The following is a 26,444-nucleotide window of genomic DNA, read 5'->3' as shown; positions in this document are numbered from 1 at the left end:
CGAATGCATTTAAGTGTGGGATTGACAGAAAGATGGTGAAGTGTTTAGGTAGCATGGCCGGAAGTTCGACAGAAAGGGGGTGGTAGATGGTCCTGAAAGATTTCGGGAGCCAGTGGGCGTAGTCTTTGTGTATGACAAAAGGGGGTTCCTGGTGCAAAATGGCTGTGGGCAGGTTCCCAATAGATTCCTAACGATTTTTACAAATAAAAACTCCTTGCCATGCAATCATCCATCCAACGTGGTCAATTATTCTGGGCCAGTTGTTTAGCTCTTTGGTAACTTCTTTGTCTTTTGGTATACGGGCTGGTATCCTCAACAAACTGGGATCGGATTTTCACTTAAATGCTTCTGAACTAGGTGTTATTGCAGCTACTGCATTCTGGGGATTTCCGCTGGCGGTAGTGATTGGCGGTTTGGTGGTAGATTCAATCGGTATGAAGCGATTGCTTATGCTGGCCTTCTTTTTCACCTGGCGGGAATATTGCTCACCATTTTTGCCAGCGGATATTGGACTTTATTTATCTCTACTTTATTAATAGGTATTGCAAACGGTACGGTTGAAGCGGCCTGTAATCCACTGGTGACGGCTTTGTACCCTGAAAATAAAACCACCAAGCTGAACCATTTTCACCTGTGGTTTCCGGGGGATTGTAATAGGCACGCTCATCACCTATTTCTTTGAAAAAGCGGGTATTGGATGGCAGGTGATGGTGGGAACGATGCTGATCCCTACCGTTATTTATGGATATCTTTTTCGAGGCTCAAATTTCCCGTTACAGAGCGGGTAGCTGCCGGGGTATCTACATCAGAAATGTATCGTTCGTTGGGCAATCCGCTTTTTATATTCATGATCATTTGCATGTTTGGTACAGCCATTACCGAATTGTTTACGGGTCAGTGGATTGATGTATTGTTAAGGAATGTTACTGATAATGCCATTTTGATCCTGGCTGTATCAACGGGTGTAATGGTAGTAGGCCGTGGTTTGGCAGAGCCTGTGGTTCATCGTTTTTCTCCTCAGGGTGTATTGTTGATCTCGGCCATTCTGGCTGCGGCAGGCATTTATTTGCTGGGGCACACAACAGGCAATATGGTATTTGTAGGCGCGCTGGTGTTTGGTATGGGTGTTTGTTACTTCTGGCCTACGATGCTTGGCTTTGTGTCTGAAAACCTACCTAAGACGGGTGCAGTTGGGTTGAACCTGATGGGTGGCGCCGGCATGTTTGCTGTATCGCTTTATATGATATTTATGGGTGGTTATTATGATAAGCTGGTAGGGAATAAACTGCCAGCTGGCGCTAACCTGGCAGATTATAATGGAGCGGCTGCGGGTTCGGAAATGGCAGGAGCGCTGGCAGAAGCGAAGAAAGCCGCCGGGCCTGAAATATTGAATGCTACATTGGTAATACCTATTATACTAACAGTAGCTTTTGCGGGTTTGGTGATCTATATGCGTGGCCGTAAGAAAACAGGGCAGTTGGCGGTAGCAGGAGCTTAGTGTTCAATATGTTAATGATGTGTTTTTAAAGATATAGGCAGTAAGTATTTCGTACATTCAATTTCAACGATTCACATGTCCAACAACCAATCACGCCGTGATGCGCTAAAAATATTGTGGCAGGAACAGCAGCCATTGGCGCAGCGGGCATGTTGTCATCTTTTTCAGCTTCAGAAGCAACTAAATCAACCACATTGAAAGGAAATATCAATCATTCGGTATGCCGCTGGTGTTATGGCAGCATTCCGCTGGAAGAGTTTGCCGCCGCGGTAAAAAAGATGGGGATTGTAGCCATTGACCTGGTGGGTCCTAAAGACTGGCCGGTACTGCAAAAGTATGGCTTGTACTCTTCGATGTGTAATGGAGCAGAGATCAACCTGGTAGATGGCTTTAATGACAAGAAGTTCCATGCACAGCTGATCAAAAATTATAGTGAGATGATCCCTTTGGTAGCGCAGGCTGGTTATAAGCAATTGATCTGCTTTAGTGGTAACCGGCGGGGTATTGATGATGAAACGGGTTGGAACAACTGTGCTGAAGGTTTGAAGCAATTGACGGGACTGGCTGAAAAGCATAAGGTAACACTGGTGATGGAGTTGCTGAACAGCAAGGTAAACCACAAAGATTATCAGTGTGACAAAACAGCCTGGGGTGTAGAGTTGTGCAAACGGGTAGGTTCAGAAAACTTTAAGTTGTTGTATGATATTTACCATATGCAGATCGATGAAGGGGATGTGACCGCTACGATCCGCAGCAGCCATCCTTATATCTCACATTATCATACGGGCGGTGTTCCGGGACGGAATGAGATCGATGAAACGCAGGAATTGTATTATCCGGCTATTATGAAAGCGATCGTTGATACAGGCTTTAAAGGTTATGTAGCGCAGGAATTCATCCCTGCCCGCAAAACGAATGAAGAAAGGCTTGTATCGCTGGAGAAAGCGGTGAAGATATGTGATGTGTAGGGGGATGTGAGAAGTGAGAGGCATTTGCTTCGATACCAGGTGAATAGTGAATCTTTTGCTTCGAGGAAGCTGCGAGCCGCGAGCTATGAGCTACGAGCCGTTTGCTTTGTAATAAAAATAAATAACGACAAACATTTAAACTCCGAATACTATGGCAGAGAATGCGTATGATGCGATTGTAGTAGGAAGTGGCATCAGCGGTGGCTGGGCAGCCAAAGAGCTTACAGAAAAAGGCTTGAAAGTATTGTTACTGGAACGTGGTCATAATATTGAGCATAAAACCGGATATGTGAATGCCAATAAGGATCCTTGGGAATTTCCGCACCGTGGTGGAAAGACGCAGGAAATGATCAAGAACTATCCTGTATTGAACCGTGATTATCCTTTAAATGAAACGAACCTGGATTATTGGACGAATGAGAAAGATTGTCCTTATACGGAGACAAAAAGGTTTGATTGGTTCAGGGGTTATCATGTAGGGGGTCGGTCGCTGATGTGGGGCCGGCAGAGTTATCGCTGGAGTGATTTTGACTTTGAAGCGAATGCCAAGGAAGGTATAGGTGTAGATTGGCCGATCCGCTATAAAGACATTGCGCCCTGGTATGACTATGTAGAAAAATTTGCGGGGATCAGTGGTAACCGGGACGGTATTCCGCAGTTACCTGATGGTCAGTTTCAGCCTCCCATGGATCTTAACTGTGTAGAAAAGGATGTAGCTGCGCGGCTCAAGGATCATTATAAAGGTCAGCGTTTATTAACGATTGGGCGGGTGGCCAATATTACGAAGCCTTTGCCCGGACGTACGAACTGTCAATACCGGAATAAATGCTGGCTGGGTTGTCCATTTGGTGCTTATTTCAGCACGCAGTCGTCAACGCTGCCTGCAGCACAAGCTACCAAGAACCTGACCTTACGCCCCTTCTCTATTGTTACCAAGGTATTGTATGATAAGGATACGAAGAAAGCGAAAGGAGTAGAGGTAGTAGATGCTGAAACGAATAAAACGATAGAGTATACAGCCAAAGTGATCTTCCTCTGTGCATCGGCTATGAACAGTACCTGGGTATTGTTCAATTCGGCCACAGATATCTGGCCTGGTGGATTGGGCAGCAGCAGTGGTGAATTGGGTCATAACCTGATGGATCACCATTTCCGGGTAGGCGCTTCGGGCACAGTAGAGGGTTTTGATGATAAATATTATTTCGGCCGCCGTCCCACTGGTTTTTATATTCCCCGTTTCCGCAATCTGTTTGGAGAAAAGCGGGATTACCTGCGTGGCTTTGGTTATCAAGGTGCTGCGAGCCGTGGAAGCTGGGGTCGTAATGTAGCGGAGTTGGGTATTGGCGCCGACTTAAAAATGCTTTGACGGAGCCAGGTAACTGGACGATTGGCATGACAGCTTTTGGTGAGGTATTGCCTTACCATGATAATAAAATAAGTCTTGACAAAACTGTGAAAGATAAATGGGGCTTACCGGTGCTGAATGTAGATGCAGAGATCAAGGAGAATGAGAAGAAGATGCAGAAGGATATGGAGCAGGATGGTATTGAAATGCTGGAAGCAGCCGGAGTAAAGCAGGTTCATGGGTTTAAAGGTGATTATTCTCTGGGGATGGGTATCCATGAAATGGGTACGGCCCGGATGGGAAAAGACGCTAAGACATCAGTGTTAAATGGCCATAATCAGGTATGGGATTGTAAGAATGTGTTTGTAACAGATGGTGCAGCGATGACTTCGGCGGCCTGTGTGAACCCATCTCTTACTTATATGGCTATGACGGCCAGAGCGGCTGATTTTGCGGTGAGTGAATTAAAGAAAGGAAATCTTTGATAATTGCTACTGTGAGGATTGGATAATGTGCAAATGCATTTAGTATGCTTATTTAGGTTTTGAATGTTTGCAAGAACATGAATTTTACTGTGCCCGATATTTTCAAATTAGCTAATTAGCTTATTAACAAATTAATTCTATGCCCGGGGATTCACCGAATGTGACTATTAATAACAAAGCAGTTGCACAAAACACGTATGATGCGATTGTAGTGGGTAGCGGGATCAGCGGAGGCTGGGCCGCCAAGGAGCTTTGTGAGAAAGGACTTAAAACGTTGTTGCTGGAAAGAGGGCGTGACGTGGTTCATATTAAGGACTACACGGATACGGATAAAGCGCCCTGGGAATTGCCGCATCATGGCAACCTGACTCAGGCAGACCGCGACATTAGTCCCATCCAAAGTAAGTGTTATGCTTTTAATGAGGTGTCGAAGAAGTTCTTTGTAAATGACCTGGAGAATCCCTATAACCAGGTAAAGCCTTTTAGCTGGATACGGGGTTATCATGTGGGCGGACGGTCGCTGATGTGGGGCCGGCAAAGTTACCGTTGGAGTGATATTGATTTTAGTGCGAATGGGAAAGACGGGCATGGGGCAGATTGGCCTATTCGTTATAAAGACCTGGAATCGTGGTACGGTTATGTTGAACGGTTTGCGGGGATCAGTGGATCAAGGGATGGATTGCCTCAATTACCGGATGGCGAGTTTCTGCCTGCCATGGAGATGAATTGTGTGGAAAAGCATGTGGCAGCGCGTATCAAGGAACGGTTTAAAGAGCGGGCTATGATCATTGGCCGTGCGGCGAATCATACCGCCAAGGTGGGGATCGCGGCCCTTGCCAGTACCGTAGCCGTTGTCAGGAAGGCTGTCCATTCGGTGGCTACTTCAGCAGTAATTCAGCGACGCTGCCAGCTGCCCGGAAAACAGGCAACCTGACGCTGCGGCCCTACTCTATTGTATTGGAAGTGATCTATGATAAGGAAACTAAGAAAGCCAAAGGGGTGCGGATCATGGATTCGGAGACGATGAAGACGGAGGAGTATTACGCGAAGATCGTTTTCCTGAATGCCTCTACGCTGGGAACAACGTCTATATTGCTAAACTCGGTTTCGGAGGTATTTCCGAATGGATTGGGTAATAGTAGTGAACAGGTAGGGCATAACCTGATGGACCACCATTACGGTGTAGGCGCGAGTGGGGATATGGAAGGATTTGAGGACAAGTATTTCTTTGGCCGCCGGCCAAATGGTATTTACATACCTCGTTTCCGCAATATCAGTACGCAAACGATGCGTACGGATTATGTGCGTGGATTTGGTTATCAGGGTGGGGCCAACCGGGGTCGGGCACGTTCGCAGGATGGGATTGGCGCTGAGTTGAAGGAGAGTTTATTGGAGCCGGGTGTATGGAATATGGGTATGGGATCATGGGGAGAGCACCTGCCCTACTATGATAACAAAGTAACGTTGAACAAGGAGAAAAAAAGATAAGTGGGGATTGCCTACGCTGGATATTGATTGTGAGTTTAAGGAGAATGAGATGAAGATGCGTGAAGATATGAAAGCAAGTGCGATTGAAATGCTGGAAGCGGCAGGGGCCAAGAATGTTAAAGGATATGACAATGCCCCACCGCCCGGATTTTGTATCCATGAAATGGGTACGGCCCGCATGGGGAAAGATGCTAAGACATCGGTATTGAACAAATGGAACCAAATACATGATGTGCAGAATGTATTTATTACGGATGGCTCCTGTATGGCTTCATCGGCCTGTCAGAATCCATCGCTTACTTATATGGCTTTGACGGCCCGGGCCGCAGATTATGCGGTGAGTGAATTGAAGAAGGGGAACTTGTAGTTTAATGTGGTAATTTGAAAATTTGAAGATGTGGTAATGGGGCGATTGCGGGTTTGGCACAAGCACGCTGTGCGGCTAGCCAGGCTGCCTACTTGCGCCAGGGGCTAAGAGGTGACACCTTTTCGTTTTCGTGGTAAGGGAAAGGTGTCACCTCTTTCCTGATGAAGGTGAGCCGCTCTACAACGCTGCATTTGCCAGTCTGCAGAGCGACCCACCTTTCGCCAGGGGCAAACAAATAAAATTTGGATGACAGTTCCTTGCGCCAGGATTGAAATGTGGTAATGTGACAATGCTTAATCCAAAGGACCTGATCAAAAGGACAGCATTTCATTACAAAATTTGTACATTATAAAATTGATATAATATGAACAGAAGAGAAGCCGTATCGAGAGTTGCCCTGTTGATGGGTGGCACGGTTATCGGAGCTGAGTTTTTTCTGTCGGGCTGTAAAGCCAGTGATAAAAAAATTGCGGCCACACTGGATTTCAAACCAGAGGATATTGCTTACCTGGATGAAATTGCCGAGACGATCATTCCTACCACGGATACACCCGGCGCCAAGGCTGCCGAGGTAGGTAAGTTTATGACGGTAATGGTGAAGGACAGTTATGATGAGAAGAATCAAAAGATCTTCCTGGAAGGCATGACGAAACTGGATGAAGCCACTCGTAAGATGCATTCTACCTCGTTCATGAGTGCTACACCAGAACAACGTAAGTCGTTGCTGACAGCCTTGGACACTGAACAAAAAGATTACAATAAGCAGAAAAAGAAGGAAGACCCTGCGCATTATTTTACACTGATGAAGCAGTTGACCTTGCTGGGTTATTTCACCTCCAAAATAGGCGCTACGCAAGCGCTTCGTTATGAAGCTGTGCCTGCAAGGTACGATGGTTGTATGCCTTATAAAAAAGGTGATAAAGCCTGGGCTACCTAAAGTTGCCGTTTTTACCAGCTACAAAATCTTAGATGCCAGTAACCGGTTACCAGGTGCCAATCCTGTATTAAACCGGGGTATAGGAGTCAATTTATTTCTTTACTTATAATATTTGCACTGTACTATGGGATACAACCGGAGACAGTTTTTAAAAACAGGAGGCGTTTTTGCTTCTGCGCTGGCCATGGGTTCTACAACGGACCTTTTTGCCGCCAATAAACCACTGAAACAATTCGGACTTCAACTATACACGCTTCGTGCTGACCTTCCCAAGGACCCGCAAGGTATCCTAAAGCAAGTGGCCTCGTTTGGTTATAAGCAAATTGAAGGGTATGAAGGTCCGAAAGGCATCTATTGGGGATGTCGAATAAAGAATTCAAGAAATTTGCCGATGACCTGGGCATCACCATGGTCTCCACGCACTGTGATATCAATAATAACTTTGAACGTAAGGCGGCTGAAGCGGGTGAGATTGGAATGAAATACCTGATCAGCCCTTATATCGGCGCACAGAAAACGTTGGATGACTATAAAAAGTTTGCCGACAAGTTCAATGCATTGGGAGATATCTGCAAAAAGAATGGTTTGCGGTTTGCCTACCATAATCATGGTTATACTTTCACGGCACTGGATGGTGTAATGCCGCAGGATACGCTGATGCAAAATACGAATCCGGACACGGTAGATTTTGAAATGGATATTTACTGGGTAGCCACGCCGGGAGAAGATCCAATAACCTGGCTTAAAAATACCCCAACCGCTTCCGGTTATGCCATGTAAAAGACAGGCTGAAAGGAGCTGATCCCAAACAGCATGATGCTTCTGTTGATCTTGGAACTGGCTATCTTGATTTTAGTAAAATATTGAAGGAAGCCAAGAAACAAGGAATGCAATACTATATTGTAGAGCAGGAGCGCTATGAAGGTACTACACCACTGAAGGCAGCGGCAGCAGATGCCGTATACATGAATAAGTTGAGCCTTTGATGGCAATTGTGAATCGGAAATCGTGAATCAATATCGTTTAGAAAACTTTGGCCAGTTACAAAGGTTGGCCACTCTACAGCGCTGGATCAGCCGGGCGGCAGGGTGACTCACCTTAAAAGTGCAAAAAGCCTAACTAAACAATATTGAATCGTGAATTGGCAGACGGCAATCGGCAGTACGTTTGCTCGAATTTGAGTTAAGTTTAAAAAGATCCTCTCAAGAAAATTATACATGCTGCTTCAGCCTGGCTGCCCTGGAGGCGCTGCTGAAGCAGCATTTTTAGTTTTTACGCGGGGTAAGAAATGTTGCTTGGGGCTTTTTGGGGGTTGACGGTATTGACCAAGCACCTGGCTAATCTATTTCCAGTCTTGCAGGGACAAGTTTAAATCAAAAGATGATTGGGTTGGCATAAACGGTGGTGGTGGCGGCGGATAGCAACAAGTTTGACGGGCGGGGCCTGGGGAAGATCGCCAACCTGGATCAAATAGATTATATTATTAATGATAAAGATATGAATGTCTCTACGGTATCAAAAATTGAAAAAAAAAAGGGGGCGTATTGTTATTACTGAATATAAGACGGTCCTGGGGCTTCATAAAAAGTAAAAAGATCCTTCAAAGGGTAGTATCTTACTGTAACAATTAATAGTATGAGAAACTACCTGCTAGCAGCCTACCTTATCTTCCTGTTGCCAATTACGATCCTGGCACAATCGGCTGATGAAAAAGCGATCCGCCAAACACTGAATGAACAAACCATATCCTGGAACAAAGGCGACCTGGAAACCTTTATGAAGGGTTATTGGGAAAATGACTCCCTGATGTTTGTAGGCAAAAATGGGGTTACGTACGGTTATCAAAATACGCTGAATAATTACAAGAAAAACTATAATGGCCCGGACCAGATGGGCACGCTAACTTTTAACCTGATCAAGGTAGAGCGGCTGAGCCCCGAATATTACTTTGTGGTAGGCAAATGGCATCTGAAGCGAAATGCCGGAGACGTAAGTGGTCATTACAATCTTTTATTACGGAAGATAAAGGGCAAATGGGTGATCACTGTTGACCACAGTAGCTAAGGGTTGTTATCCATGGGGAATTTCTTCTTCCAAATACGCATATTGACCCAAATAAGACCGATGAGGCTAAGTGCCATCCATATATAGAAGATAATATTGCCTATCCCCAGTTTTTTTCCAGGCACTAATAATTCATAATAAGCACCAATACCCAAGGTGCTTATGAGCCATATCAATGCCAGGAATAGTGACCAAACTATCCGTCTCAAAAAGTCGCGGGGGTCATCTTCGGCGTAAGGCATAGCTTAAAATTACGATTTTAGCCTATTTGATTCAGCATTGGTGTAACACATTGGATAATAGTGATCCTTGAATGAGGGGCCATGGACTTAGCGAGGCCGGATCAGTCTATCAGGAGGTTTCTGAACTCGGTTGAATCGCCATTAAAGACGTTGAAATCTACCTTGTACAGGATACCGTTTACATGGCCTTGTTCGCTGTGCTGCCAGAAATGCCAGTCGCGGTAAATACGGGGCTTTTCTTTTGCAGGTAATGGGCCACCCAAAGGGGGTAATGATCGAATTCGTCTTTCAGTATCTGCTTATAAAAATCTACGTTGGTATACAGAATGGGTTTTACACCGTAGTAGTTTTCTACGGCTTCCAGCCATTCTTTAACCCGTTGACGCAATTTGTCGGACTTTACGCCGTAAGATTGTTCTACATCGAGTACAGGAGGCAGGTCGCCTGGTTGCAGCTCAACAGTGGAAATGAAGTTTTCGGCTTGGGTTTTTCCGCTTTTGGTGGCAATGAAAAAGTGGTAAGCTCCTCTTGTGACACCTGCTTCCCTGGCTTTTTTTCCAGTTGCGTTTGAAGCAACGGTCCTCATTCCCATTTCCTTCGGTAGCTTTTATAAAGGCAAACCCAATCTGGACATCTTCTACCTGCATACCTTTGACGCTTTCCCAATCGACGGTTTCCTGGTATTTAGATACATCGATACCATGGATGCCATAATTGGTAGGGATCTCAATACCAAAAGCCTGGTACCTTACAAAGTGGGCTCTGCGAGCAAGCCACCACTCATACAACTGAAATCCCAACATAACCAATATACCTGCCAGTATAAGGCCTATAAGGATCTTCCAACCAATATTTCTTTTTTGTTCTCTGCCATGGACGCGGGTGCAAATATAGTTGTCAGCATTTCTTTTCGATGGATTATTCCGTTGGAGAAATGATAAAATGTGTTGTGCAAATGTTTAGCGCAGGATCTTTTGGACAATATCAATGGTTTTTTCGCCTTTGAGCTTTAGGTAATAGACCCCTTTGGCGAGGCGTTGCATGGGAATATCCCGCACTTCATCGTTCCCGTTCAAATCAATCTCTTTGCGATAGACCAGTTGTCCAAGGGTATTGAACAACCGGATGGACAATTTTTTACCGGTAGGGTTATTGAGGGTGATGAAAAGCCTGTCGGGGATGGATTAGGGTATATTTTCAGCTGATTGGCGGTGGTATTACCTGGTTCTTTTGTGACGGTATTGTTATTGGACAGCAATTTCATTTGCGGATCAATAAAAACGGAGTCGGCCTCAAAACCAACATTAACGGAAAATTCCTGACCGCTAAATTGGTGATTAACTATAATGATGGTATCACGAGCGGCATTTTTAAATTTGATGGCAACAGGCATATCATAGAAAGAAACAGAAGGATGGGAAGTGGTTTGCTTGAGCTTGATCTTTGCCCAATGGTTGAGGTTTTGGCTCCAGGCCAGCTGGTAGCTGGGAAACCCTTCGCCATAGACCCATTTATTGAAAAAGTTATCGAGATTCCTGCCACTTGACTGTTCCATCACTCTTTTCAGATCGGCGGTACGGGCATAGCCATAGGTAATGGCTGGGTCGTCGAGATAGGCACGAATGCCCTTAAAAAGGTACTATCTCCCAATAACCATCGAAGCATGTGAACAACCATGCCTCCTTTTTTATAGGTAAGGCGGCTTCCGAACATGCGGGCATAATCGGTTGTATCGGAAACTAAAACGGAACCACCAGGTTGGGCAGTAACGCTTTTTATTATATTGGTCAGGTTGGTGTAATAATATGCTTTTTCAATGTGCTCGTAATAAATGAATTCTGTATAGGTAGCAAATCCTTCATTGAGCCAAAGTTCTTTCCAGCTAGCACAAGTAACTTTATCACCAAACCATTGATGCCCCAGCTCATGGGCTACCAGGTTGGTCCAACGATCTGTAATATGGCTATTGGTTTGGTGTTCCATTCCACCTCCCAATCCCCATTGGGTTTGGCAATACTGTTCCTTGTAAAAAGGATACAAGCCAAAAAGCTCTGAAAACTTAGCCAGGCATTGTTTTACCTGGGCAGTAGCCGGTTTATAATACTCTACATCGAAGGTGAAGGAATACATCAAAACGGGCATCTGCCGGTTGCCTATTAAAACACTGTCTTTTGCAATGGCGTACTTGGTAATGGCCAGGGCTATCAGGTAGGTGGCAATAGGGTATCTATGTTTAAAATAGCTGGTTGTTTGACCAGCAACCTGTTCTTCGTGCTGGAGAACACCATTGGTAGAAACGGTGTAGGCCGAAGGGATGGTCACTGTAATATCAATGGAATCGGCTTTATCGGTAAGTCCATTTTTACAAGGCCACCAGCCCGCTGCGCCGTAGGGTTCGGACAAGGTCCAAAAGGCATAGGCGCCTCTATGAAAACCCTGGTAAATTTTACCCATCCCATAGGTAACAGGAACTCCCTGGTAAAAAATGGTTACAGAATCTCGCTGACCAGCACTGATAGTGGCAGGCCATTTAATGACCAGGGCACTGTCAGTAGTTTGATAAAAGGTTATTTTATTATTATGGTACTTTACGCTGTCTACAGAAAGGGAGCGGACGAGGTCAAACACAATGCTGTCGGAATTGGCAGTAATTTTAAAGTGGGCGGTAATGGCGCCGGTGATATAATTTATTTCGGGGTTGAGCTTCCAGTTGCACTGATAATAATGGATATCGAAGTTATGGCTGGCTTGTGAAAAAGCGGCTATACCATCGGCACCCTGGGCGTCAAGCAGGCGCATCCGGGCTGCTTGTTCCATTTGGGCAATGTTGGGCATAGGTTTTCGAGCTGCCCGGGCTGCTGAGCTGCTGCGAAAGTGTCGACAAAAAGGAAAAGAAAGTATAGTTTTTCATAGCGATGATGGGTAAAGGTTGGATCTATTGCTTTAATATACCGGATTTTCAGGCCCATGGATGCTCAAACAATGCCCTTATTTAAACGTTACGTGGTATAAAACATTGCACATTAAGGAACTACCCCTAATTTTATCATAGAAAATGCCCGCATTTAACTGGCACGATAGTATCAATCTGATGTCAAGCTTACCTTTCGCCGCGTGTGGAATGCGGGTAAGGTATTGAGTAGCTATTACTTAAGTAAATGGACCCGCAAGCCTGTACAATGGGGGTACCCGGTATCGATCTCCTTTGAGCCCACGACTTCCTGTAATCTCCGTTGTCCGGAATGCCCTAGTGGGTTGCGCGCTTTTACCCGTCCTACGGGTATGTTGCAGAAAAATTTTTTCAGGGATACGATTGATCAACTTTCGGGGACCTGTTGTACCTGATCTTTTATTTTCAAGGGGAGCCTTACCTCAATCCGGATTTTCTGGATATGGCAAAATATGCTTCTCAAAAAGGTATCTATACGGCCACCTCTACGAATGCTCATTATCTGAATGACGCGAATGCCAAGAGAACGGTAGAAAGCGGACTTGACCGCCTGATCATTTCTATTGATGGCACTACTCAGGATGTTTATCAACAATACCGGGTGGGCGGGAAACTGGAAAAAGTACTGGCTGGAGCACGAAACATCATGAAATGGAAGCAGGAGCTGAGGAGTAAAACACCATTTGTATTCTTCCAGTTTTTAGTGGTAAAGCCCAATGAGCACCAGATTGAAGATGTAAAGCGGCTGGCCGCAGAGATAGGGTGGATGATGTACGTTTTAAAACGGCCCAGGTATATGATTATGAACAGGACCCCAATAACCTAATTCCTACACTGGATAAATACAGCCGCTACCGCAAGAATGAGAAAGGGGAGTTTGCCTTTAAAAATTCGCTGCAGAATCATTGCTGGCGCTTATGGCATGCTACTGTGATCAGTTGGGATGGATTGGTGGTACCCTGTTGCTTTGATAAGGATGCTCAGCATACGCTGGGGACCTGAAAGGAAAAAGTTTTAAGGAAGTATGGCATAGTGATGATTATGTAAATTTTCGCCGCCAAATATTACAGAGCCGCAAGAATATTGATATCTGCGCCAATTGCAGTGAAGGAACAAAGGTGTGGAGTGAATAGTGGTGTTAGGTGTTGCTTTTAGGTTTTAGCCATTAGCTGCAAGTCTCTTTAACCAGTGTGAGCCGCCCAGAAAAGGCGACCCACCCTAAAGCCTACTTCGGCGGGCTGTTTTTAATTCCCTACCCTTTTTACACCCTTGAATTATTAGCCTATGGCATTGTCTGTGTCTACTACCACAAGACTTCAATATCAACATGAATCGATACAGGAGCTGATAGCTGGGCTATCAGAAACGCAATTGAAGCAAATGGTGCAGCCTGGAAAGTGGAGCGCCTTTGAACAAATAGCGCATCTAACTGCCTACCAACCTATATTCCTGGATCGTCTGTATAAAATAGAACGGGAAAACAGTCCTGCCTTTCAACGTTATGTTGCTGAGCAGGATGCCCTGTTTGGCACTTACCTGCAAAAGTCATTACCCGCTTTGCTGGCAGCGCTTGCTGACACCAGGTTGATGATTACCAATTACCTCACCGGCCTTACTGCGGATGCCTTGCAAAGAACAGGAGAGCACCCCGGTATGGGCTGTTGACAGTTCCGGAATGGACAGGCTTTTTCTGCTTCATGAGGGCCATCATCTGTATCACTTGTTCATGCTTACGCGTGAACTGCGGCTTCAACAGCCCTAAAATCGCTACTTTTACAACCCAACTACTGATGCAATATGAGTATAGAAAATGATATACAACAAGCGAAGTTTCGCAATGAACACCACAAGGTATCGGTGAATCTCATCTATACGTGTAACTGGTTGATGGAAAAACACAAGCAGTTTTTTGACAATGCGGACATTACACCGCAACAGTTTAATATACTGCGTATTTTACGCGGAGCGGGTACACCGCTTTCGACTTTACAGATACGGCAACGCATGCTGGATAAGATGAGTGATACCAGCCGGATAGTAGACAGGCTGGTAAAAAGGAATTGGTGATGAAAGTAACCTGTAAAACCGACCGCCGGCTAGTCGATGTAACAATAACTGAGAAGGGTTTGAGTTTATTAAATGAGCTGGATGGCTGCAATGATGATATGGATGCATCTGTTGGAAGTCTTACAGAAGATGAAGCATTAACACTGAATGGGCTGTTGGACAAAATGAGAGGTTAGTTAATCCGAATTATGAAACAACAATTTTTGACTTTTGCTGCCTGTCTTTGGGCATCGGTATCCGCGTTTTCACAACCAACCTACGAGTTCCGGGGAGCCTGGATAGCTACGGTAGACAATATTGACTGGCCCAGTAAAGGGAACTTTAACACAGCTTTACAAAAGCGGAGTTTATTGCACAACTGGACATGCACAAGCGCAATGGGCTAAACGCAATGATTGTGCAGATAAGGCCAGCCACGGATGCTTTTTATCCTTCGCCCCACGAGCCCTGGGTGAGTGGCTTACTGGCAAGCAGGGTAAACCGCCTTCTCCTTATTACGATCCGTTGCAATTTATGATAGAGGAAACGCATAAGCGGGGTATGGAATTCCATGCCTGGTGTAATCCTTACCGGGCGGAATTCAGTATAGGCAAATCATCCATAGCGGCCAATCATGTAACCAAACAGCATCCTGACTGGTTTTTGGCTTATGGCGGTAAGCGTTATTTTGATCCGGGCAATAAAGATGCACAAGAGTTTGTAGTGAAGGTGATCCGGGATGTTGTTCACCGCTATAATATAGACGCGATCCATTTTGACGATTATTTTTATCCCTACCGTATTGCCGGCAAGGAATTCCCGGACAACAAGACTTATACAAAATATGGGAATGGGCTAAGTAAGGATGATTGGCGCAGAAGTAATGTAGATTCGATTATTGTGAAGCTTGGTAAAGCTATTAAGGAAGAAAACAAGTACGTTCGTTTTGGTATTTCTCCGTTTGGGGTATGGCGCAATCAGCGGGATGACCCGGAAGGAAGTGCTACTACGGCCGGGCAAACGAATTATGATGACTTGTATGCCGATATTCTATTGTGGTTGGAAAATGGGTGGATTGATTATGTGGCCCCTCAATTATACTGGGAGTTTGGTCATAAGGCAGCCCCTTATGAGGTATTACTGGAATGGTGGAGCAAACATACGTATGGCAGGCATTGCTATATTGGTCTGGCGCCATTTCGCGCCAACAGCAATGGCATTTGGCGCGACAAATCGTTATTGCCCCGGCAAATTGCTGCACTGCGGAACTATCCCGAGATACAAGGGGCTATTTACTTCAGCAGTACCTCCTTCAGAAATAATCCCAATGGATGGAATGATAGTCTTCGCTTGAATTATTACCGTGAACCAGCCTTGATACCAGGGATGGTTTGGATTGATTCCTTGCGGCCGGTAGCACCTGATGTAAGATCTTTTACAGTTGTAGACAGCTCCACTTTTGAGATCACGGTGGTTAGATCAGCCCTTGAAAAAAAAAGAATATCAAGGCTTTCAGGGCCTATTTAAGTGCAGATATCAACGAAGCTTTCATTAATTTTTACAATACCAAGCCGGTAGCCATCAGGACAAGCGGCGATTCGTGTATGTTTCGGATCCAATTGCCTGCCGATAAAAGATATGCCACTATTTATTTAACCACGCTGGATGAGCAGGGTAATGAAAGTTTGCCTTATGCCAACTGGCCGGTTTCCCTGCATTTTGAAAAGCTGGAAAATGAAGCATGGATTGTTAAATAATGGGGGTATTATGGGTTGGTAAATGACAAGGCTATGGTACCGGTTGATTTTATTTACCTTTGGGACCTTATTCAGCAATTAAAAACTAGTTATATGCCTGGTTATGAATTATTTGGCGCTTCTGAACGCAAACATGTAAATGATGTAATGGAAACAGGGATCCTGATGCGGTATGGATTTGACGGGCCGCGTAAAGGGATTTGGAAAGCCAAGGAATTGGAGCAAGCCATTAATAGGGTGTTTGGATCAAAGTATGCCCAGTTGGTATCCAGTGGTACAGCCGCACTTACTACCGCGTTGACGGCACTGAGAATGGATATGGGGATGAGGTGATCATGCCTGCTTTCACCTTTGTAGCCAGCTTTGAAGCGGTATTGAGTGTAGGGGCAGTACCTGTAATGGTTGATGTGGATGATACGCTTACGCTGGACCCTACAGCGGTGCGCAAAGCGATTACTGCTAAAACCAAATGCATCATGCCAGTGCATATGTGTGGCAGTATGGCCGACCTGGATGTGTTGCAGGCTATTTGCAAAGAACATAAGCTGATCTTACTAGAAGATGCCTGTCAAAGTATCGGAGCTCAGTATAAAGGTAAGTACCTGGGCACTATAGGAGATGCGGGCACCTTTTCCTTTGATTTTGTAAAAACAATCACTTGTGCCGAAGGGGGTGTAGTATTGACCAACCGGGAAGATGTTTATACGGATAGTGATGGCATTAGCGATCACGGGCACGACCATAAAGGAGTAGACCGCGGAGCCGATCTGCATCCTTTTATTGGCTACAACTATCGTATTTCTGAATTGCATGCGGCTGTAGGCCTGGCGCAGGTGGAAAGGCTGCAGGAATTCCTGACCATCCAGCGCAAGAATCATGGAGCGCTGAAAGCCATTTTATCGCAGGTACCGGAGATCAGCTTCCGCCGTATTCCCGATCCAGCTGGCGACAGCTGCACTTTTGTAAGTTGGTTCCTCCCCACTCAGGAGATCACTGAGGCGGTGGTAGCTGAACTGAAAGCTCAAAATGTGCTGGCTGGCAATTTCTATTGGTTCAATAATAACTGGCATTATATCCGCAAGTGGGATCACCTTAAGAAGTCGCTTACATTGAATGCCTTACATCCCGATTTGAAAGCTGCTGTGATCCATCATGCCAATAAGGACTTTTCGAGCAGTGATGCGATCCTGAGCCGTTGTATCTCCACTGCCATTAGTTTGCTTTGGACAGAAGATCAGATCAAGGAGAAGGGAGAAAAGATCGTTAATTCAGTGAAGAAGGTATTGGCGGAGCAAAAGGCGGCCGTGTAGAGGTCAGACGTGAGAAGTGAAACGTGAGAGAAATCTTGTGAATCTCTTGATACGCCGCCCTTCAGTAGTCAGCTAATTGCTGAAACTTAGCAAGTGCGGGCTGCAAGTAATAAAACGAGAATGGTGGGTTGCCTTACAAAGGCGGCCTGCCATTTTTATTTGCCTTCGAGGTAGTTACAGTCTTTTAAAGAACCCAGCCGGAAGCGCAAGGGCATTCTGGACAACTTTTCCAAGTGTAATTCCTGCCGGCAAAAGAATCCAAAATGCTGTGTATAGAAATCCTGGCGAATAGGAGAAACAGGCGTCAGTACATTGCTTATGAGTAAAGAGGGTACTGGCATCAAGCTTAAAGTAGGGGTGCTGGTATCAACTGGCTGGCGCAATTTGTTAAAATGGAGAACACTGGTATTGTACCAGGGTTTGGAAGAAATGGCCGAAACTATTGTTGGTACTGCAATTGATGACAGCTGTGGGATATTTTGCTGGGCTTGCAACATTAACATTTTTAAAGAAAATGCCAGAGCAACAATATTTTTATAAAATCGTTGGTGCACGTTCATTACATTTGTCCGTAAATTTACGGCCTGATTTTTGTGGTTGCCTCCGATTTTCCAAATTTTTTTGGCATTGGTGGATAAAAACCCCCAGACGAACCATGGCACTGAGTCAAAGCTTACAGCAAAAACTATTACAAAAACTATCCCCCAGCAAATTCAGTTAATGAAGCTGCTGCAGGTCCCCACTGCCAACCTGGAAGAGCGGATAAAGGAGGAATTGGAAGAAAATCCGGCCCTGGAGGTTTCGGATGAAGATCATGATGACCAATTTGATAATGAAACAAAAGATGAATTCGAGAGTTCGGAGGATGATTTTGAGCCGGATGGAAGTGAAGATGAATATGGCAACATTGATATCAGCGAATATGTAAGTGATGATGACGGGGAAATTGCAGAGTATAAAATGAAGGACGACAATTACCCCGAAGTTGATGATAACAAAGTGGTACCCTACCGCATAGAGACCTCTTTCCATGAGCACTTGCTGGAGCAATTGGGCATGCTAAAGCTGGATGATCGCCTGCGCCGGATTGCCGAACAGATTGTGGGCAGTATTGATGATGATGGTTATCTGCGTCGTGAGGCTTCGGCCATAGTGGACGACCTGGCATTCCGCCAAAATATCGACAGTAATGAGCAGGAAGTAGAAACGGTGATCCGGCTGATCCAGCAGTTTGACCCTGCGGGCGTAGGAGCGCGTAATTTACAGGAGTGTTTGTTACTACAATTGCAACGGCAAAAGGTACATGGCAAGAAGGTGGATCTGGCCATTGATGTACTCACCAACTACTTTGACGAGTTTACTAAAAAGCATTACGATAAGATCCAACGGGGGCTTAATATAAACGATGAGGGGTTGAAGGAGGTAATTGGTCATATTATCCGTCTTACCCCCAAACCAGGAGGCAATCACGCAGACATTAATAAGGCAGAGAGTTATGTGGTGCCGGATTTCTTCATTTACAACAATGGGGGAAAGCTGGAACTAACCTTAAACTCGAAAAATGCGCCCGATCTGCGGATCAGTGAAGGCTACCGGGACATGCTGAAAGAGTACGACAAAGGCAGCAAGAAAGATAAGCGGCAGAAGGAAGCTGTGTTGTTCATTAAGCAAAAGATAGATGCTGCCAAATGGTTCATTGATGCCATCAAACAAAGGCAGCATACGCTGACCAGTGTGATGGAAACGATCATGGAATACCAGCGGGACTTCTTTCTAACCGGTGATGAAACGACCTTAAGGCCCATGATCCTGAAGGATATAGCAGAACGTACTGGTCTTGATATCTCTACGGTAAGCCGGGTTGCCAACAGCAAATTCGTACAAACAGAGTTTGGGACCTACCGGTTGAAATTCTTCTTTAGTGAATCGCTGAGTACAGATAGCGGCGAAGAGGTGAGTACACGGGAAGTGAAAAAGATATTGAGTGACCTGATTGAGGGAGAAAGCAAAAAGAAACCGCTTAGTGATGAGAAATTAACGGATATGCTCCAGGAAAAAGGGTATAATATTGCACGAAGAACTGTAGCCAAATACCGCGAACAACTGAATATTCCGGTGGCAAGGTTACGTAAAGAACTATAATGGAAAATATTACTCTTCCTGCAGCATCGTTAAATGGCGGCGAAAAATACCGGCAGTCTGCTGTCCTTCGGTTTCTGGCACATTTATTCTCCTATGTGTTCCACCCCATATTGATCCCCACGTATGTAACAGCCTTTTTGCTGTATGTGCATCCATTAGCATTTGCCGGATATGGCGACCGGGATAAGTTTTTTTGTGATGGCAGCAGTATTTTTCAGCAGTGGTTTTCTGCCGACCTTTTCTGTTTTCCTGATGCAAAGGCTGGGTTTTGTACAATCTATTTTTCTACGCACACAGCGTGAACGGATCATACCTTATGCTGCGGCTATCATTTTCTATTTCTGGATATGGTATGTATTCCGCAATCAGCAAAAAGCACCGATCTTCTTCGTACAATTTTTATTGGGTAGCTTCCTGGCAGTATGTAGCGCCTGGATGTGGAATATTCGTCTGAAGGTGAGCATGCATGGCACTGCCGTAGGCGGATTGGTCATGTTTTTCTGTTGCAGATCCTTCTGGGGCGTGAAGTAACAGGTCAATACTTTGCAGTGGCTTTGCTGATAGCGGGCATTGTATGCACTTCCCGTTTTATTGTAAGTGACCATACGAAGACGGAGATATACCTGGGCTTTTTCACAGGTATTGCCTGCCAGTTAGTGGCTTGGTGGCTATAAAAAGAAAAGCCCGATCATAGGGTACGAAACCTATAATGAGCTTTCCCGCCTTCAAACCATCTGAAGTTCATGTCCAAACTAGCCGTTCAATATGTTGGACCTTACCAGATAGTATTTTGTAGGATGGTAAATAAAAAGGCATGAACCATCCTTAATAGTTTCAATTACCTGATCTAATTCTTTAACGGGAACCGCCGGACAGCCTAAGCTTCTTCCTGATATTTTATTTGCTTTTAACCAGGGTTTGCCAACATAGGTTGAGCTATGGATCACAATCCGGCGTTCAAAGGCTTTGTCATTAATGCCTTGCTCTAGCCCATCAATATTTAAAGAAAGTCCATTGGCTCCCTGGTAAGTATGACGGGTAATATAAAAGCCCAGGCTGCTTTTATAGGATTCGGGCTTGTTGGAAAATGACCAGGCATATTCTTTGCCTGAGCGTTTTCCATGAGCCACATAGGTATTGATCAGTAGCTTCTTTTGGGCCATGTCAATTACATACAACCGCTTCTTCCTGGAGGATTGACTAAAATCGCAAATAGACAATACGCTGTCATTCGGAAGGCTTTCCTCTTTTATTAAGCGCTTATACCCCTTCAGGGCATACTCCAGGGCCTCTCTGCGCAAACCCAATTCTTTCAGGTGTAAGGTATCGTATAAAAAGGCGGCTTCTTCACATACCCTGTCCTGTGTTGATTTAACAACGGTGCTAGCCGGTGCATTATACAGTAGTAAAGGAACGGGTATTTTATAGCTCGTGTGATTTTCATTATTGCTGCCCGACATAAATACGGGCCATATCACAAAAAGGCATAATAAAGCAATATTAATTATAGATCGTATTGGGCGATACATGGGTTTAGGGTTTTCACAGAGGCAACAGCCACTCTTCTTATAATAACGGATTAAAACAAAAACATCAAGAACCACTTAAGGGCCAAACCTACACCTGGCTTCAGTTTGATCTGCATCAACCGGGTTCGGATGCCTCATTGCTGACTGTTTTATAAACGGCAGTGAAGGAGAAAATAGTATGAGCAATTCCAGACACCGGGTGAGATTTTTATTGTGCTGTAACTGGTAGGCAATTATTCATATACACAATTGCAGGTATGTGAAAACAAGCGAAAAATATTAATCGCTTTAGCTATCAGTAAGTTATTGACCTGATTGCTGTTGGGGTTCATTCTTTTGACTGAACTCGTTTGCATAAATCTTGATCATAAGCAAGAACAGGGAGATAAGAATGGGGCCGAAGATGAGTCCAATAAACCCAAACATACTGACGCCAATAATGACCCCAAAAACGGTGATCAGGGGTGTACATCGCCCAGCTTTTTTGCAGCCAGAACCGGAAGACATTATCTACGGTTCCTATCACACCAAATCCATATACAAGCATAATAATGCCTTTGCCCGTGTCGCCCTTGGCAAAAACACCAAACTGAGGGGTATATAGGCCATGGCAGCGCCTACTACTGGTAACATGGCTGCGATACAGGTAATTACAAACCAAAAGACGGGTTCATCAACACCTAAAATAAGGTATCCGATAAGCCCAACTACGCCTTGTAACAAGGCAATGAGGGGTATACCAATGGCATTGGAATTAACCAGGGAGTTAAGTTCCTTGCGCAACAATAATATATTCTCGTCTTTAAGCGGTACCCATTCGTAAAAACCAGATTCCATTTTACGCCCATCTACCAGCATAAAGTATAGAATAAAATACATGATGACAATGGTGGTAAGGGTATCGAAGGTGGCGCCCAGGATCTTGGGCAGGGTTTCGGCCCCCATAGTAGAGATACGCCGGATATTATCGCTGGTAAGGATCTGAATATCGTACCGTTTTTCAAAGGTGGCTATGAAATTTTGGATGGAAGTGAGGATTTCGGAGGAGTGGTTGATGGCCCAGGTGATCCGGGAGGTCATTAAATTGGCCAACACCAGTATAGGTACCATGATGATCAAAAGGAGAGCAGCATGAGTATGGCTGCAGCCAGGCTCTTTTTCCATTTATATTTACCCTGCAAGGCAAACATGTATTTGCGCATGAGCACATACAAGGTATAAGCGCCCAGGAATGCAGGGATGAAGGTTTTCATGTAAATGAATAATACCGTTCCGATGAGGAGTATGATGATCAGGAGTAATACCTGGCGTATGGCATTATTAGGAATGGTATTCATAGATCAGTTGCTAATTACAGGTTATTAATTACTGGTTACCAGTATCCGGGTTTTGTGTGTACCCTGTTGTGCTATTAAATTATCAATCAACAAGCTACACATAAAGTTTCAGAAACTGGTAACCAGTAACAAGTTTAAATCTTTACCTTTTTCCAGGCACCGCGCCGGAAAATGATCACACCGGCAATGCTGATACCTGCTTCGGCTGTAACAATTGCAATAAATACACCTGTAGGCCCCCATTTGAGGGTAACGGCCAGCAGGTAAGCGACAGGTATTTGGAATAGCCAAAAGGCTACCAAATTAATCCAGGTAGGTGTTTTGGTATCGCCCGCACCATTAAATGCGCTGGTAACGACCATTCCCACGCCATAAAAATATAGCCAAGACTAACTATATGTATAGCCTCGGTAGCAATTTTTACTACGCCCGGATCCTTATTCATGAAAGAAGTGATGAACTCTGATCCCACCAGGAAGATCAGGATCACCATAGCCATGAAGATGGCGCTGTATTTAGCTGTTTTCCACACAGACTGTTCAGCCCGTTCAGGCTGTTGAGCGCCCAGGTTCTGGCCCACCAGGGTAGCTGCCGCATTGCTTAGGCCCCATGCCGGTAATATGAAGAACATGAGTATACGGATGGCCACGCCATAACCGGCTACTGCATCATCGCCAAAACGAGTAATGAGCCTGGCAAGGAACATCCAGCTGGCAGAAGCAATGAAGAATTGCACAAAGACCACCCAGGAAAGATCAAAAATGGTTTTGAATATCCGGAGATCAAGGTTGAAGTGTGATCGTTTAATACGTATCAGTCCCTTGCCCTTGAATAAGTGGTACAATTGAAACAATACGCCAATGCCTCTTCCGGTAGTAGTAGCAATAGCAGCGCCGGTCAATCCATAAAAATGAATGAGAATGGGGCAGAGGATGATATTACAGACATTGGCAATGCCCAGGGACCACATGGCAATGGTAGCATTGCCTGCACCGCGGAAAATACCATTGATGAGGAACAATAGCATGATCACCACAGAGCCGCCAAACATAATACGGGTATAAGATGTTCCGTAAGTGAGTACTTCAGGAGAACCTCCCATAATTTGTAAAATGTTGGGAGCAAAGAGTAGCCCTGCAATGCTAATTACGGCGGTGATTATTAATGCCAGGTTGATGGCCTGCGCGCCTGATTTTGCTGCAGCTTCCATATTCTTCTCCCCTACCCGGCGGGCCACTACCGCAGTGGCTCCCATACCCAGGGCCATAGCAACAGAGTATAAAATGGTAAGAACAGATTCGGTTAACACTACGGTAGATATGGCTTGCCGGGCGTGTTCGGTGCGACCGACAAAGTAAATATCTACTAATGCAAAAATGCTTTCCATAATCATTTCGAGGATCATGGGAATGGCCAGCATGAGTACTCCTTTACGAATACTGCCTTGTGTAAAATCCTGGTTTTCTCCTTTAAGGGCCTGTTTAATAAATGAAAAAACAGATGTTTTCCTGGTTGGTTGATTCAATGGCATACAAACTCCTTTCTGAGTTGAATTGATTAAATAAATAAAATACTGTGAAGACCGCTATATGAGCGGACAAAGGGGGTAACTAAATGTGCTCCTGGATTACTTAACGATATATCCGAGGAATGTGGAGACTTTCATATTACTATGGTATTGAGATTCCAAATCTAAAGAAATTAACGGAGTGAACCAAGAGTTGTGGTTTACAAATTGAAAAGTTGTCTTTAAATCAAGGAGGAATCAAGCAGAGCTTGTCGCCCTTGTCAAAACTCCTGATACCAGGTTATACTGGTCCCCTGTCTTCCTGTCGAAGGTGGGCCAGCCTGCCGCGCTGCCTGGCCGGGCTGCAGGGTGACTCACCTTTTGTCTAAATCAGTGTGACCAATCAGGTTATCGGGCAAAATGTTCGATACCGGACATTTTAAGGCCAGGCATTTTGGCAATTCAATGAGGCTGAATGATATACGATTGGCATTGGGATTGAAATACCTCTATTCAAATTGAATGAAAGTATGGACAGCGTTATAGCCCCTGAGATTATTCGTAAACGCAAAAGAAAATTCATTGGCTGGTTTATTGTTATCGTGATTGGTTTCCTGATCGGTGTGTGGCTGCTTCGTTATTCACTATCCACCAGCATTAAAAAGTCGGCTATAACGGTGGCCGTTGTGGAAAAAGGGGATGTAGTCAATACCCTTACTGCAACCGGAGAAATACTCCCTGAATTTGAAGAAGTAATTACGAGTCCCATTAATTCGGTGATCAAAAATGTGCTGCTCGATGCCGGCACATCGGTTAAGGTGGGTCAATCGGTATTGGAACTCGACAAAGAATTTACGCGCCTGGAGTTGGAGAAATTGAAGTTTCAACTGGAACTAAAGCAGAACAATATTGCCCGGCTTAAACTACAGTTAGATAAGAGTTTTTATGACCTGAAGGCGACAGACTCGATCAAACAATTAAAGATCAATAGCCTGCAGGCGGCGGTACAGGACGCCAAAAGATTATTCAAAGCAGGAGGGGTACACGTGAGGAAGTTGAGCAGGCGGAACTGAACCTTAAAATAGCAGAACTGGAAAAACGCCAATTGGAGCATGAGATCCGGAATAAGCAAATGGCTATGCGGACTGATATGCGGGAATCGGAGATAGCTGCACAAATTCAATACAAAGACCTGGATGAACTGGAGCGAAAACTGCAACAAGCCAATATTGTAGCTACCCGCAATGGGGTAATTACCTGGGTCAATAAGAATATTGGGTCGAAGATCAATGAAGGGGTGTCGCTGGTTAAAGTAGCCGACCTGGGAAGTTTTAAAATAACAGGTAGTATATCTGATGCTTTTGCCAATCAGGTGCATACGGGCATGCCAGTAATAGCACGAATCAATGATTCCTTATTAGGAGGCATTGTCATGAATATTCATCCGACAGTGCAAAACAATATCCTGTCATTCGATGTGCAATTGGACAACCGTAGTAATAAGTTATTACGCCCCAACATGAAACTGGATATTTTTCTGGTGACAGCCGTGAGTAAAAATGTTATGCGAATAGCCAATGGAGCAGCTTTTAAAGCCGCAGGGGTACAAGATATTTTTGTAGTACAAAATGGAAAAGCGGTCAGGCGAACAGTACATATAGGTTTATCGAACTTTGATTATGTAGAGTTAAAAGACCAGGTAACACCAGGCGAAATGATCATTACCTCGGATATGAAACAATACGAGCACCAACAGGAAATCACCATCAAAGATTAAGCGGAATATATGACCAGGATCAGTTATACAGGCATCGCACTATTGTTTTTTTGCAGCAGGCTACTGGCTCAATCAATCCCAGATACCCTTCGACTTAACCTGGCACAAGTGGTGGACATGGCAAAGGCAAATCCATTGCATCCAGGCAGGCTTCGACCTTAAAAGAGAACCGGTATTGGCAATGGCGCACGTATCAATCAATTATAAACCGCAACTGGTTTTGGATGGCCGACTACCTAGTTATAGTAAAACGTACCAGGAGATCTTGCAGCCAAATGGAAGTATTGACTTTCAGCCGGTGAAGAATAACAACTCTTCGCTCAACTTATCGCTTGAACAGAGTATTGCCCAAACGGGCGGAACTATTTTTGGCACTACGCAGCTGCAAAGGTTCGACGACTTTGACCGTAAAAATACTTTATACAATGGGGTACCGTATGCCCTGGGGTATAGTCAACCTTTATTCATGTTCAACAGCCTGAAATGGGACAAACGGATTGAACCGTTGAAATACCAGGAAAGCCGTCAGGAGTATATTGAATCAATGGAGCAAATCGCCATCAATGCCTCTAATTACTTTTTACGCTTTTGCTGGCGCAGGTAAATCTACAGATCGCGGAAACGAATTTCAACAATACCACCAATATACTCCGGATCGCTAATGAAAAGTACGAGTTGGGTAAAGTGTCGCGCAA

Annotated in this window: 30 protein-coding genes and 4 pseudogenes; 23 read left to right on the top strand and 11 right to left on the bottom strand. The window is 44.8% G+C overall.

The features are described from left to right. Window positions 1–284: 284 nt before the first annotated feature. The 9 genes and pseudogenes from RS881_RS00370 to RS881_RS00330 all read left to right on the top strand — a co-directional run bounded on the left by RS881_RS00370 (window position 285) and on the right by RS881_RS00330 (window position 9,152). Complete coding sequence (locus RS881_RS00370; protein ID WP_315819259.1) at window positions 285–536, top strand: hypothetical protein; 252 nt, start codon at window positions 285–287, stop codon at window positions 534–536. A gap of 161 nt (window positions 537–697) precedes the next feature. Continuing rightward, on the top strand, window positions 698–1,498 hold the full coding sequence (locus RS881_RS00365) for an MFS transporter (RefSeq protein ID WP_315819258.1): 801 nt from the start codon (window positions 698–700) through the stop codon (window positions 1,496–1,498). A gap of 116 nt (window positions 1,499–1,614) precedes the next feature. After that, window positions 1,615–2,466 (top strand): hydroxypyruvate isomerase family protein, encoded by an 852-nt coding sequence (locus RS881_RS00360; protein WP_315819257.1) that lies wholly within the window; start codon window positions 1,615–1,617, stop codon window positions 2,464–2,466. Window positions 2,467–2,617: 151 nt separating this feature from the next. Beyond that, a pseudogene (locus RS881_RS00355) lies at window positions 2,618–4,296 on the top strand (GMC oxidoreductase). A 139-nt stretch (window positions 4,297–4,435) separates the two neighbouring features. Beyond that, window positions 4,436–6,151 (top strand): annotated as a pseudogene (locus RS881_RS00350) (GMC oxidoreductase). Between the two features lie 364 nt (window positions 6,152–6,515). Next, the gene (locus tag RS881_RS00345) at window positions 6,516–7,088 is read left to right on the top strand and encodes a gluconate 2-dehydrogenase subunit 3 family protein (protein ID WP_315819256.1); all 573 of its coding nucleotides are present in this window, start codon (window positions 6,516–6,518) and stop codon (window positions 7,086–7,088) included. Window positions 7,089–7,448: 360 nt separating this feature from the next. Beyond that, window positions 7,449–7,868 carry a sugar phosphate isomerase/epimerase family protein gene (locus tag RS881_RS00340; RefSeq protein WP_315819255.1) on the top strand — a complete coding sequence of 140 codons (420 nt, stop codon included), beginning with the start codon at window positions 7,449–7,451 and terminating at the stop codon, window positions 7,866–7,868. A gap of 83 nt (window positions 7,869–7,951) precedes the next feature. Continuing rightward, window positions 7,952–8,074: a hypothetical protein gene (locus RS881_RS00335; protein WP_315819254.1), complete on the top strand. Its 123-nt coding sequence runs from the start codon at window positions 7,952–7,954 to the stop codon at window positions 8,072–8,074. A 649-nt stretch (window positions 8,075–8,723) separates the two neighbouring features. Next, window positions 8,724–9,152: a YybH family protein gene (locus tag RS881_RS00330; RefSeq protein WP_315819253.1), complete on the top strand. Its 429-nt coding sequence runs from the start codon at window positions 8,724–8,726 to the stop codon at window positions 9,150–9,152. Here RS881_RS00330 and RS881_RS00325 read toward each other — a convergent pair. From RS881_RS00325 to RS881_RS00305, 5 genes are all read right to left on the bottom strand, one after another. After that, window positions 9,149–9,394: a hypothetical protein gene (locus RS881_RS00325; RefSeq protein WP_315819252.1), complete on the bottom strand. Its 246-nt coding sequence runs from the start codon at window positions 9,392–9,394 to the stop codon at window positions 9,149–9,151. The genes RS881_RS00330 and RS881_RS00325 overlap by 4 nt on opposite strands. Window positions 9,395–9,572: 178 nt before the next feature. Further along, the gene (locus RS881_RS00320; RefSeq protein WP_315819251.1) at window positions 9,573–9,980 is read right to left on the bottom strand and encodes a GH25 family lysozyme; all 408 of its coding nucleotides are present in this window, start codon (window positions 9,978–9,980) and stop codon (window positions 9,573–9,575) included. Window positions 9,981–10,353: 373 nt separating this feature from the next. Then, window positions 10,354–10,515, bottom strand: coding sequence for a T9SS type A sorting domain-containing protein (locus tag RS881_RS00315; RefSeq protein WP_315819250.1), 162 nt, complete (start codon window positions 10,513–10,515; stop codon window positions 10,354–10,356). Further along, window positions 10,467–10,952 (bottom strand): hypothetical protein, encoded by a 486-nt coding sequence (locus RS881_RS00310; RefSeq protein WP_315825050.1) that lies wholly within the window; start codon window positions 10,950–10,952, stop codon window positions 10,467–10,469. The genes RS881_RS00315 and RS881_RS00310 overlap by 49 nt, the downstream gene beginning before the upstream one ends. A gap of 5 nt (window positions 10,953–10,957) precedes the next feature. Further along, on the bottom strand, window positions 10,958–12,211 hold the full coding sequence (locus tag RS881_RS00305; RefSeq protein ID WP_315819249.1) for a M1 family metallopeptidase: 1,254 nt from the start codon (window positions 12,209–12,211) through the stop codon (window positions 10,958–10,960). A 518-nt stretch (window positions 12,212–12,729) separates the two neighbouring features. Between RS881_RS00305 and RS881_RS00300 the strand changes: the two genes are divergently transcribed. The 9 genes and pseudogenes from RS881_RS00300 to RS881_RS00255 all read left to right on the top strand — a co-directional run bounded on the left by RS881_RS00300 (window position 12,730) and on the right by RS881_RS00255 (window position 17,457). Continuing rightward, window positions 12,730–13,170 carry a radical SAM protein gene (locus tag RS881_RS00300; protein WP_315819248.1) on the top strand — a complete coding sequence of 147 codons (441 nt, stop codon included), beginning with the start codon at window positions 12,730–12,732 and terminating at the stop codon, window positions 13,168–13,170. Continuing rightward, window positions 13,107–13,477: pseudogene (locus RS881_RS62175) on the top strand (SPASM domain-containing protein). Before RS881_RS00300 ends, RS881_RS62175 begins: the two are co-directional and overlap by 64 nt. A 151-nt stretch (window positions 13,478–13,628) precedes the next feature. Next, a complete protein-coding gene (locus tag RS881_RS00285) occupies window positions 13,629–14,009 on the top strand; it encodes a DinB family protein (RefSeq protein WP_315819246.1) in 381 nt (126 codons plus the stop codon). 132 nt (window positions 14,010–14,141) lie between these two features. Continuing rightward, entirely contained in the window at window positions 14,142–14,411 is a 270-nt protein-coding gene (locus RS881_RS00280) for a winged helix DNA-binding protein (RefSeq protein ID WP_315819245.1), read from the top strand. After that, the gene (locus RS881_RS00275; RefSeq protein WP_315819244.1) at window positions 14,408–14,587 is read left to right on the top strand and encodes a winged helix DNA-binding protein; all 180 of its coding nucleotides are present in this window, start codon (window positions 14,408–14,410) and stop codon (window positions 14,585–14,587) included. Before RS881_RS00280 ends, RS881_RS00275 begins: the two co-directional genes overlap by 4 nt. A gap of 121 nt (window positions 14,588–14,708) precedes the next feature. Next, complete coding sequence (locus RS881_RS00270; RefSeq protein WP_315819243.1) at window positions 14,709–15,917, top strand: glycoside hydrolase family 10-like protein; 1,209 nt, start codon at window positions 14,709–14,711, stop codon at window positions 15,915–15,917. A 77-nt stretch (window positions 15,918–15,994) separates the two neighbouring features. After that, a complete protein-coding gene (locus RS881_RS00265; RefSeq protein WP_315819242.1) occupies window positions 15,995–16,147 on the top strand; it encodes a hypothetical protein in 153 nt (50 codons plus the stop codon). A gap of 93 nt (window positions 16,148–16,240) precedes the next feature. Beyond that, window positions 16,241–16,480 (top strand): DegT/DnrJ/EryC1/StrS family aminotransferase, encoded by a 240-nt coding sequence (locus RS881_RS00260; RefSeq protein WP_315819241.1) that lies wholly within the window; start codon window positions 16,241–16,243, stop codon window positions 16,478–16,480. Between the two features lie 2 nt (window positions 16,481–16,482). Further along, on the top strand, window positions 16,483–17,457 hold the full coding sequence (locus tag RS881_RS00255) for a DegT/DnrJ/EryC1/StrS family aminotransferase (protein WP_315824979.1): 975 nt from the start codon (window positions 16,483–16,485) through the stop codon (window positions 17,455–17,457). Between the two features lie 155 nt (window positions 17,458–17,612). On the opposite strand, the gene RS881_RS00250 is transcribed toward RS881_RS00255, so the two are convergent. Then, on the bottom strand, window positions 17,613–17,954 hold the full coding sequence (locus RS881_RS00250) for a hypothetical protein (protein WP_315819240.1): 342 nt from the start codon (window positions 17,952–17,954) through the stop codon (window positions 17,613–17,615). 223 nt (window positions 17,955–18,177) lie between these two features. Here RS881_RS00250 and rpoN point away from each other — a divergent pair, with 223 nt between their 5' ends. Together rpoN and RS881_RS00240 are read left to right on the top strand one after the other, a co-directional pair. After that, complete coding sequence (gene rpoN, locus RS881_RS00245) at window positions 18,178–19,599, top strand: RNA polymerase factor sigma-54 (protein ID WP_315819239.1); 1,422 nt, start codon at window positions 18,178–18,180, stop codon at window positions 19,597–19,599. A 195-nt stretch (window positions 19,600–19,794) separates the two neighbouring features. Next, a complete protein-coding gene (locus RS881_RS00240) occupies window positions 19,795–20,130 on the top strand; it encodes a hypothetical protein (protein WP_315819238.1) in 336 nt (111 codons plus the stop codon). Between the two features lie 221 nt (window positions 20,131–20,351). Here RS881_RS00240 and RS881_RS00235 read toward each other — a convergent pair whose 3' ends face one another. From RS881_RS00235 to RS881_RS00215, 5 genes and pseudogenes are all read right to left on the bottom strand, one after another. Beyond that, a complete protein-coding gene (locus tag RS881_RS00235) occupies window positions 20,352–21,077 on the bottom strand; it encodes a murein L,D-transpeptidase catalytic domain family protein (RefSeq protein ID WP_315819237.1) in 726 nt (241 codons plus the stop codon). Between the two features lie 573 nt (window positions 21,078–21,650). Next, window positions 21,651–22,238, bottom strand: coding sequence for an AI-2E family transporter (locus RS881_RS00230; RefSeq protein WP_315824978.1), 588 nt, complete (start codon window positions 22,236–22,238; stop codon window positions 21,651–21,653). Window positions 22,239–22,243: 5 nt separating this feature from the next. After that, a complete protein-coding gene (locus RS881_RS00225; protein WP_315819236.1) occupies window positions 22,244–22,465 on the bottom strand; it encodes a hypothetical protein in 222 nt (73 codons plus the stop codon). Window positions 22,466–22,599: 134 nt separating this feature from the next. Next, window positions 22,600–22,767, bottom strand: a complete 168-nt coding sequence (locus RS881_RS00220) for a hypothetical protein (protein WP_315825049.1) — start codon at window positions 22,765–22,767, stop codon at window positions 22,600–22,602. Between the two features lie 18 nt (window positions 22,768–22,785). After that, window positions 22,786–23,852 (bottom strand): annotated as a pseudogene (locus tag RS881_RS00215) (MATE family efflux transporter); the annotation flags it as partial. Between the two features lie 650 nt (window positions 23,853–24,502). Between RS881_RS00215 and RS881_RS00210 the strand changes: the two are divergent. From RS881_RS00210 to RS881_RS00200, 3 genes are all read left to right on the top strand, one after another. Continuing rightward, window positions 24,503–25,045: an efflux RND transporter periplasmic adaptor subunit gene (locus RS881_RS00210; RefSeq protein ID WP_315819235.1), complete on the top strand. Its 543-nt coding sequence runs from the start codon at window positions 24,503–24,505 to the stop codon at window positions 25,043–25,045. A gap of 32 nt (window positions 25,046–25,077) precedes the next feature. Next, window positions 25,078–25,749 (top strand): efflux RND transporter periplasmic adaptor subunit, encoded by a 672-nt coding sequence (locus RS881_RS00205; RefSeq protein ID WP_315819234.1) that lies wholly within the window; start codon window positions 25,078–25,080, stop codon window positions 25,747–25,749. A 181-nt stretch (window positions 25,750–25,930) separates the two neighbouring features. Beyond that, window positions 25,931–26,353, top strand: a complete 423-nt coding sequence (locus RS881_RS00200) for a TolC family protein (RefSeq protein WP_315819233.1) — start codon at window positions 25,931–25,933, stop codon at window positions 26,351–26,353. Window positions 26,354–26,444: the final 91 nt, after the last annotated feature.

It is taken from the genome of Paraflavitalea speifideaquila (assembly GCF_032395985.1).
Taxonomy (GTDB): domain Bacteria; phylum Bacteroidota; class Bacteroidia; order Chitinophagales; family Chitinophagaceae; genus Paraflavitalea; species Paraflavitalea speifideaquila.
This window is presented reverse-complemented; position numbering and strand designations above follow the sequence as displayed.

Bases quoted from the DNA above. Each gene is read 5' to 3' on its own strand.
- rpoN (WP_315819239.1), top strand. From the start codon at position 18,178: ATGAAGCTGCTGCAGGTCCCCACTGCCAACCTGGAAGAGCGGATAAAG.
- RS881_RS00345 (WP_315819256.1), top strand. From the start codon at position 6,516: ATGAACAGAAGAGAAGCCGTATCGAGAGTTGCCCTGTTGATGGGTGGC.
- RS881_RS00280 (WP_315819245.1), top strand. From the start codon at position 14,142: ATGAGTATAGAAAATGATATACAACAAGCGAAGTTTCGCAATGAACAC.
- RS881_RS00200 (WP_315819233.1), top strand. From the start codon at position 25,931: ATGGCGCACGTATCAATCAATTATAAACCGCAACTGGTTTTGGATGGC.
- RS881_RS00260 (WP_315819241.1), top strand. From the start codon at position 16,241: ATGCCTGGTTATGAATTATTTGGCGCTTCTGAACGCAAACATGTAAAT.
- RS881_RS00225 (WP_315819236.1), bottom strand. From the start codon at position 22,465: ATGAATACCATTCCTAATAATGCCATACGCCAGGTATTACTCCTGATC.
- RS881_RS00265 (WP_315819242.1), top strand. From the start codon at position 15,995: ATGTTTCGGATCCAATTGCCTGCCGATAAAAGATATGCCACTATTTAT.
- RS881_RS00340 (WP_315819255.1), top strand. From the start codon at position 7,449: ATGTCGAATAAAGAATTCAAGAAATTTGCCGATGACCTGGGCATCACC.
- RS881_RS00305 (WP_315819249.1), bottom strand. From the start codon at position 12,211: ATGGAACAAGCAGCCCGGATGCGCCTGCTTGACGCCCAGGGTGCCGAT.
- RS881_RS00320 (WP_315819251.1), bottom strand. From the start codon at position 9,980: ATGAGGACCGTTGCTTCAAACGCAACTGGAAAAAAAGCCAGGGAAGCA.
- RS881_RS00330 (WP_315819253.1), top strand. From the start codon at position 8,724: ATGAGAAACTACCTGCTAGCAGCCTACCTTATCTTCCTGTTGCCAATT.
- RS881_RS00365 (WP_315819258.1), top strand. From the start codon at position 698: ATGGCAGGTGATGGTGGGAACGATGCTGATCCCTACCGTTATTTATGG.
- RS881_RS00285 (WP_315819246.1), top strand. From the start codon at position 13,629: ATGGCATTGTCTGTGTCTACTACCACAAGACTTCAATATCAACATGAA.
- RS881_RS00255 (WP_315824979.1), top strand. From the start codon at position 16,483: ATGCCTGCTTTCACCTTTGTAGCCAGCTTTGAAGCGGTATTGAGTGTA.
- RS881_RS00250 (WP_315819240.1), bottom strand. From the start codon at position 17,954: ATGTTGCAAGCCCAGCAAAATATCCCACAGCTGTCATCAATTGCAGTA.
- RS881_RS00230 (WP_315824978.1), bottom strand. From the start codon at position 22,238: ATGGTACCTATACTGGTGTTGGCCAATTTAATGACCTCCCGGATCACC.
- RS881_RS00210 (WP_315819235.1), top strand. From the start codon at position 24,503: ATGGACAGCGTTATAGCCCCTGAGATTATTCGTAAACGCAAAAGAAAA.
- RS881_RS00325 (WP_315819252.1), bottom strand. From the start codon at position 9,394: ATGCCTTACGCCGAAGATGACCCCCGCGACTTTTTGAGACGGATAGTT.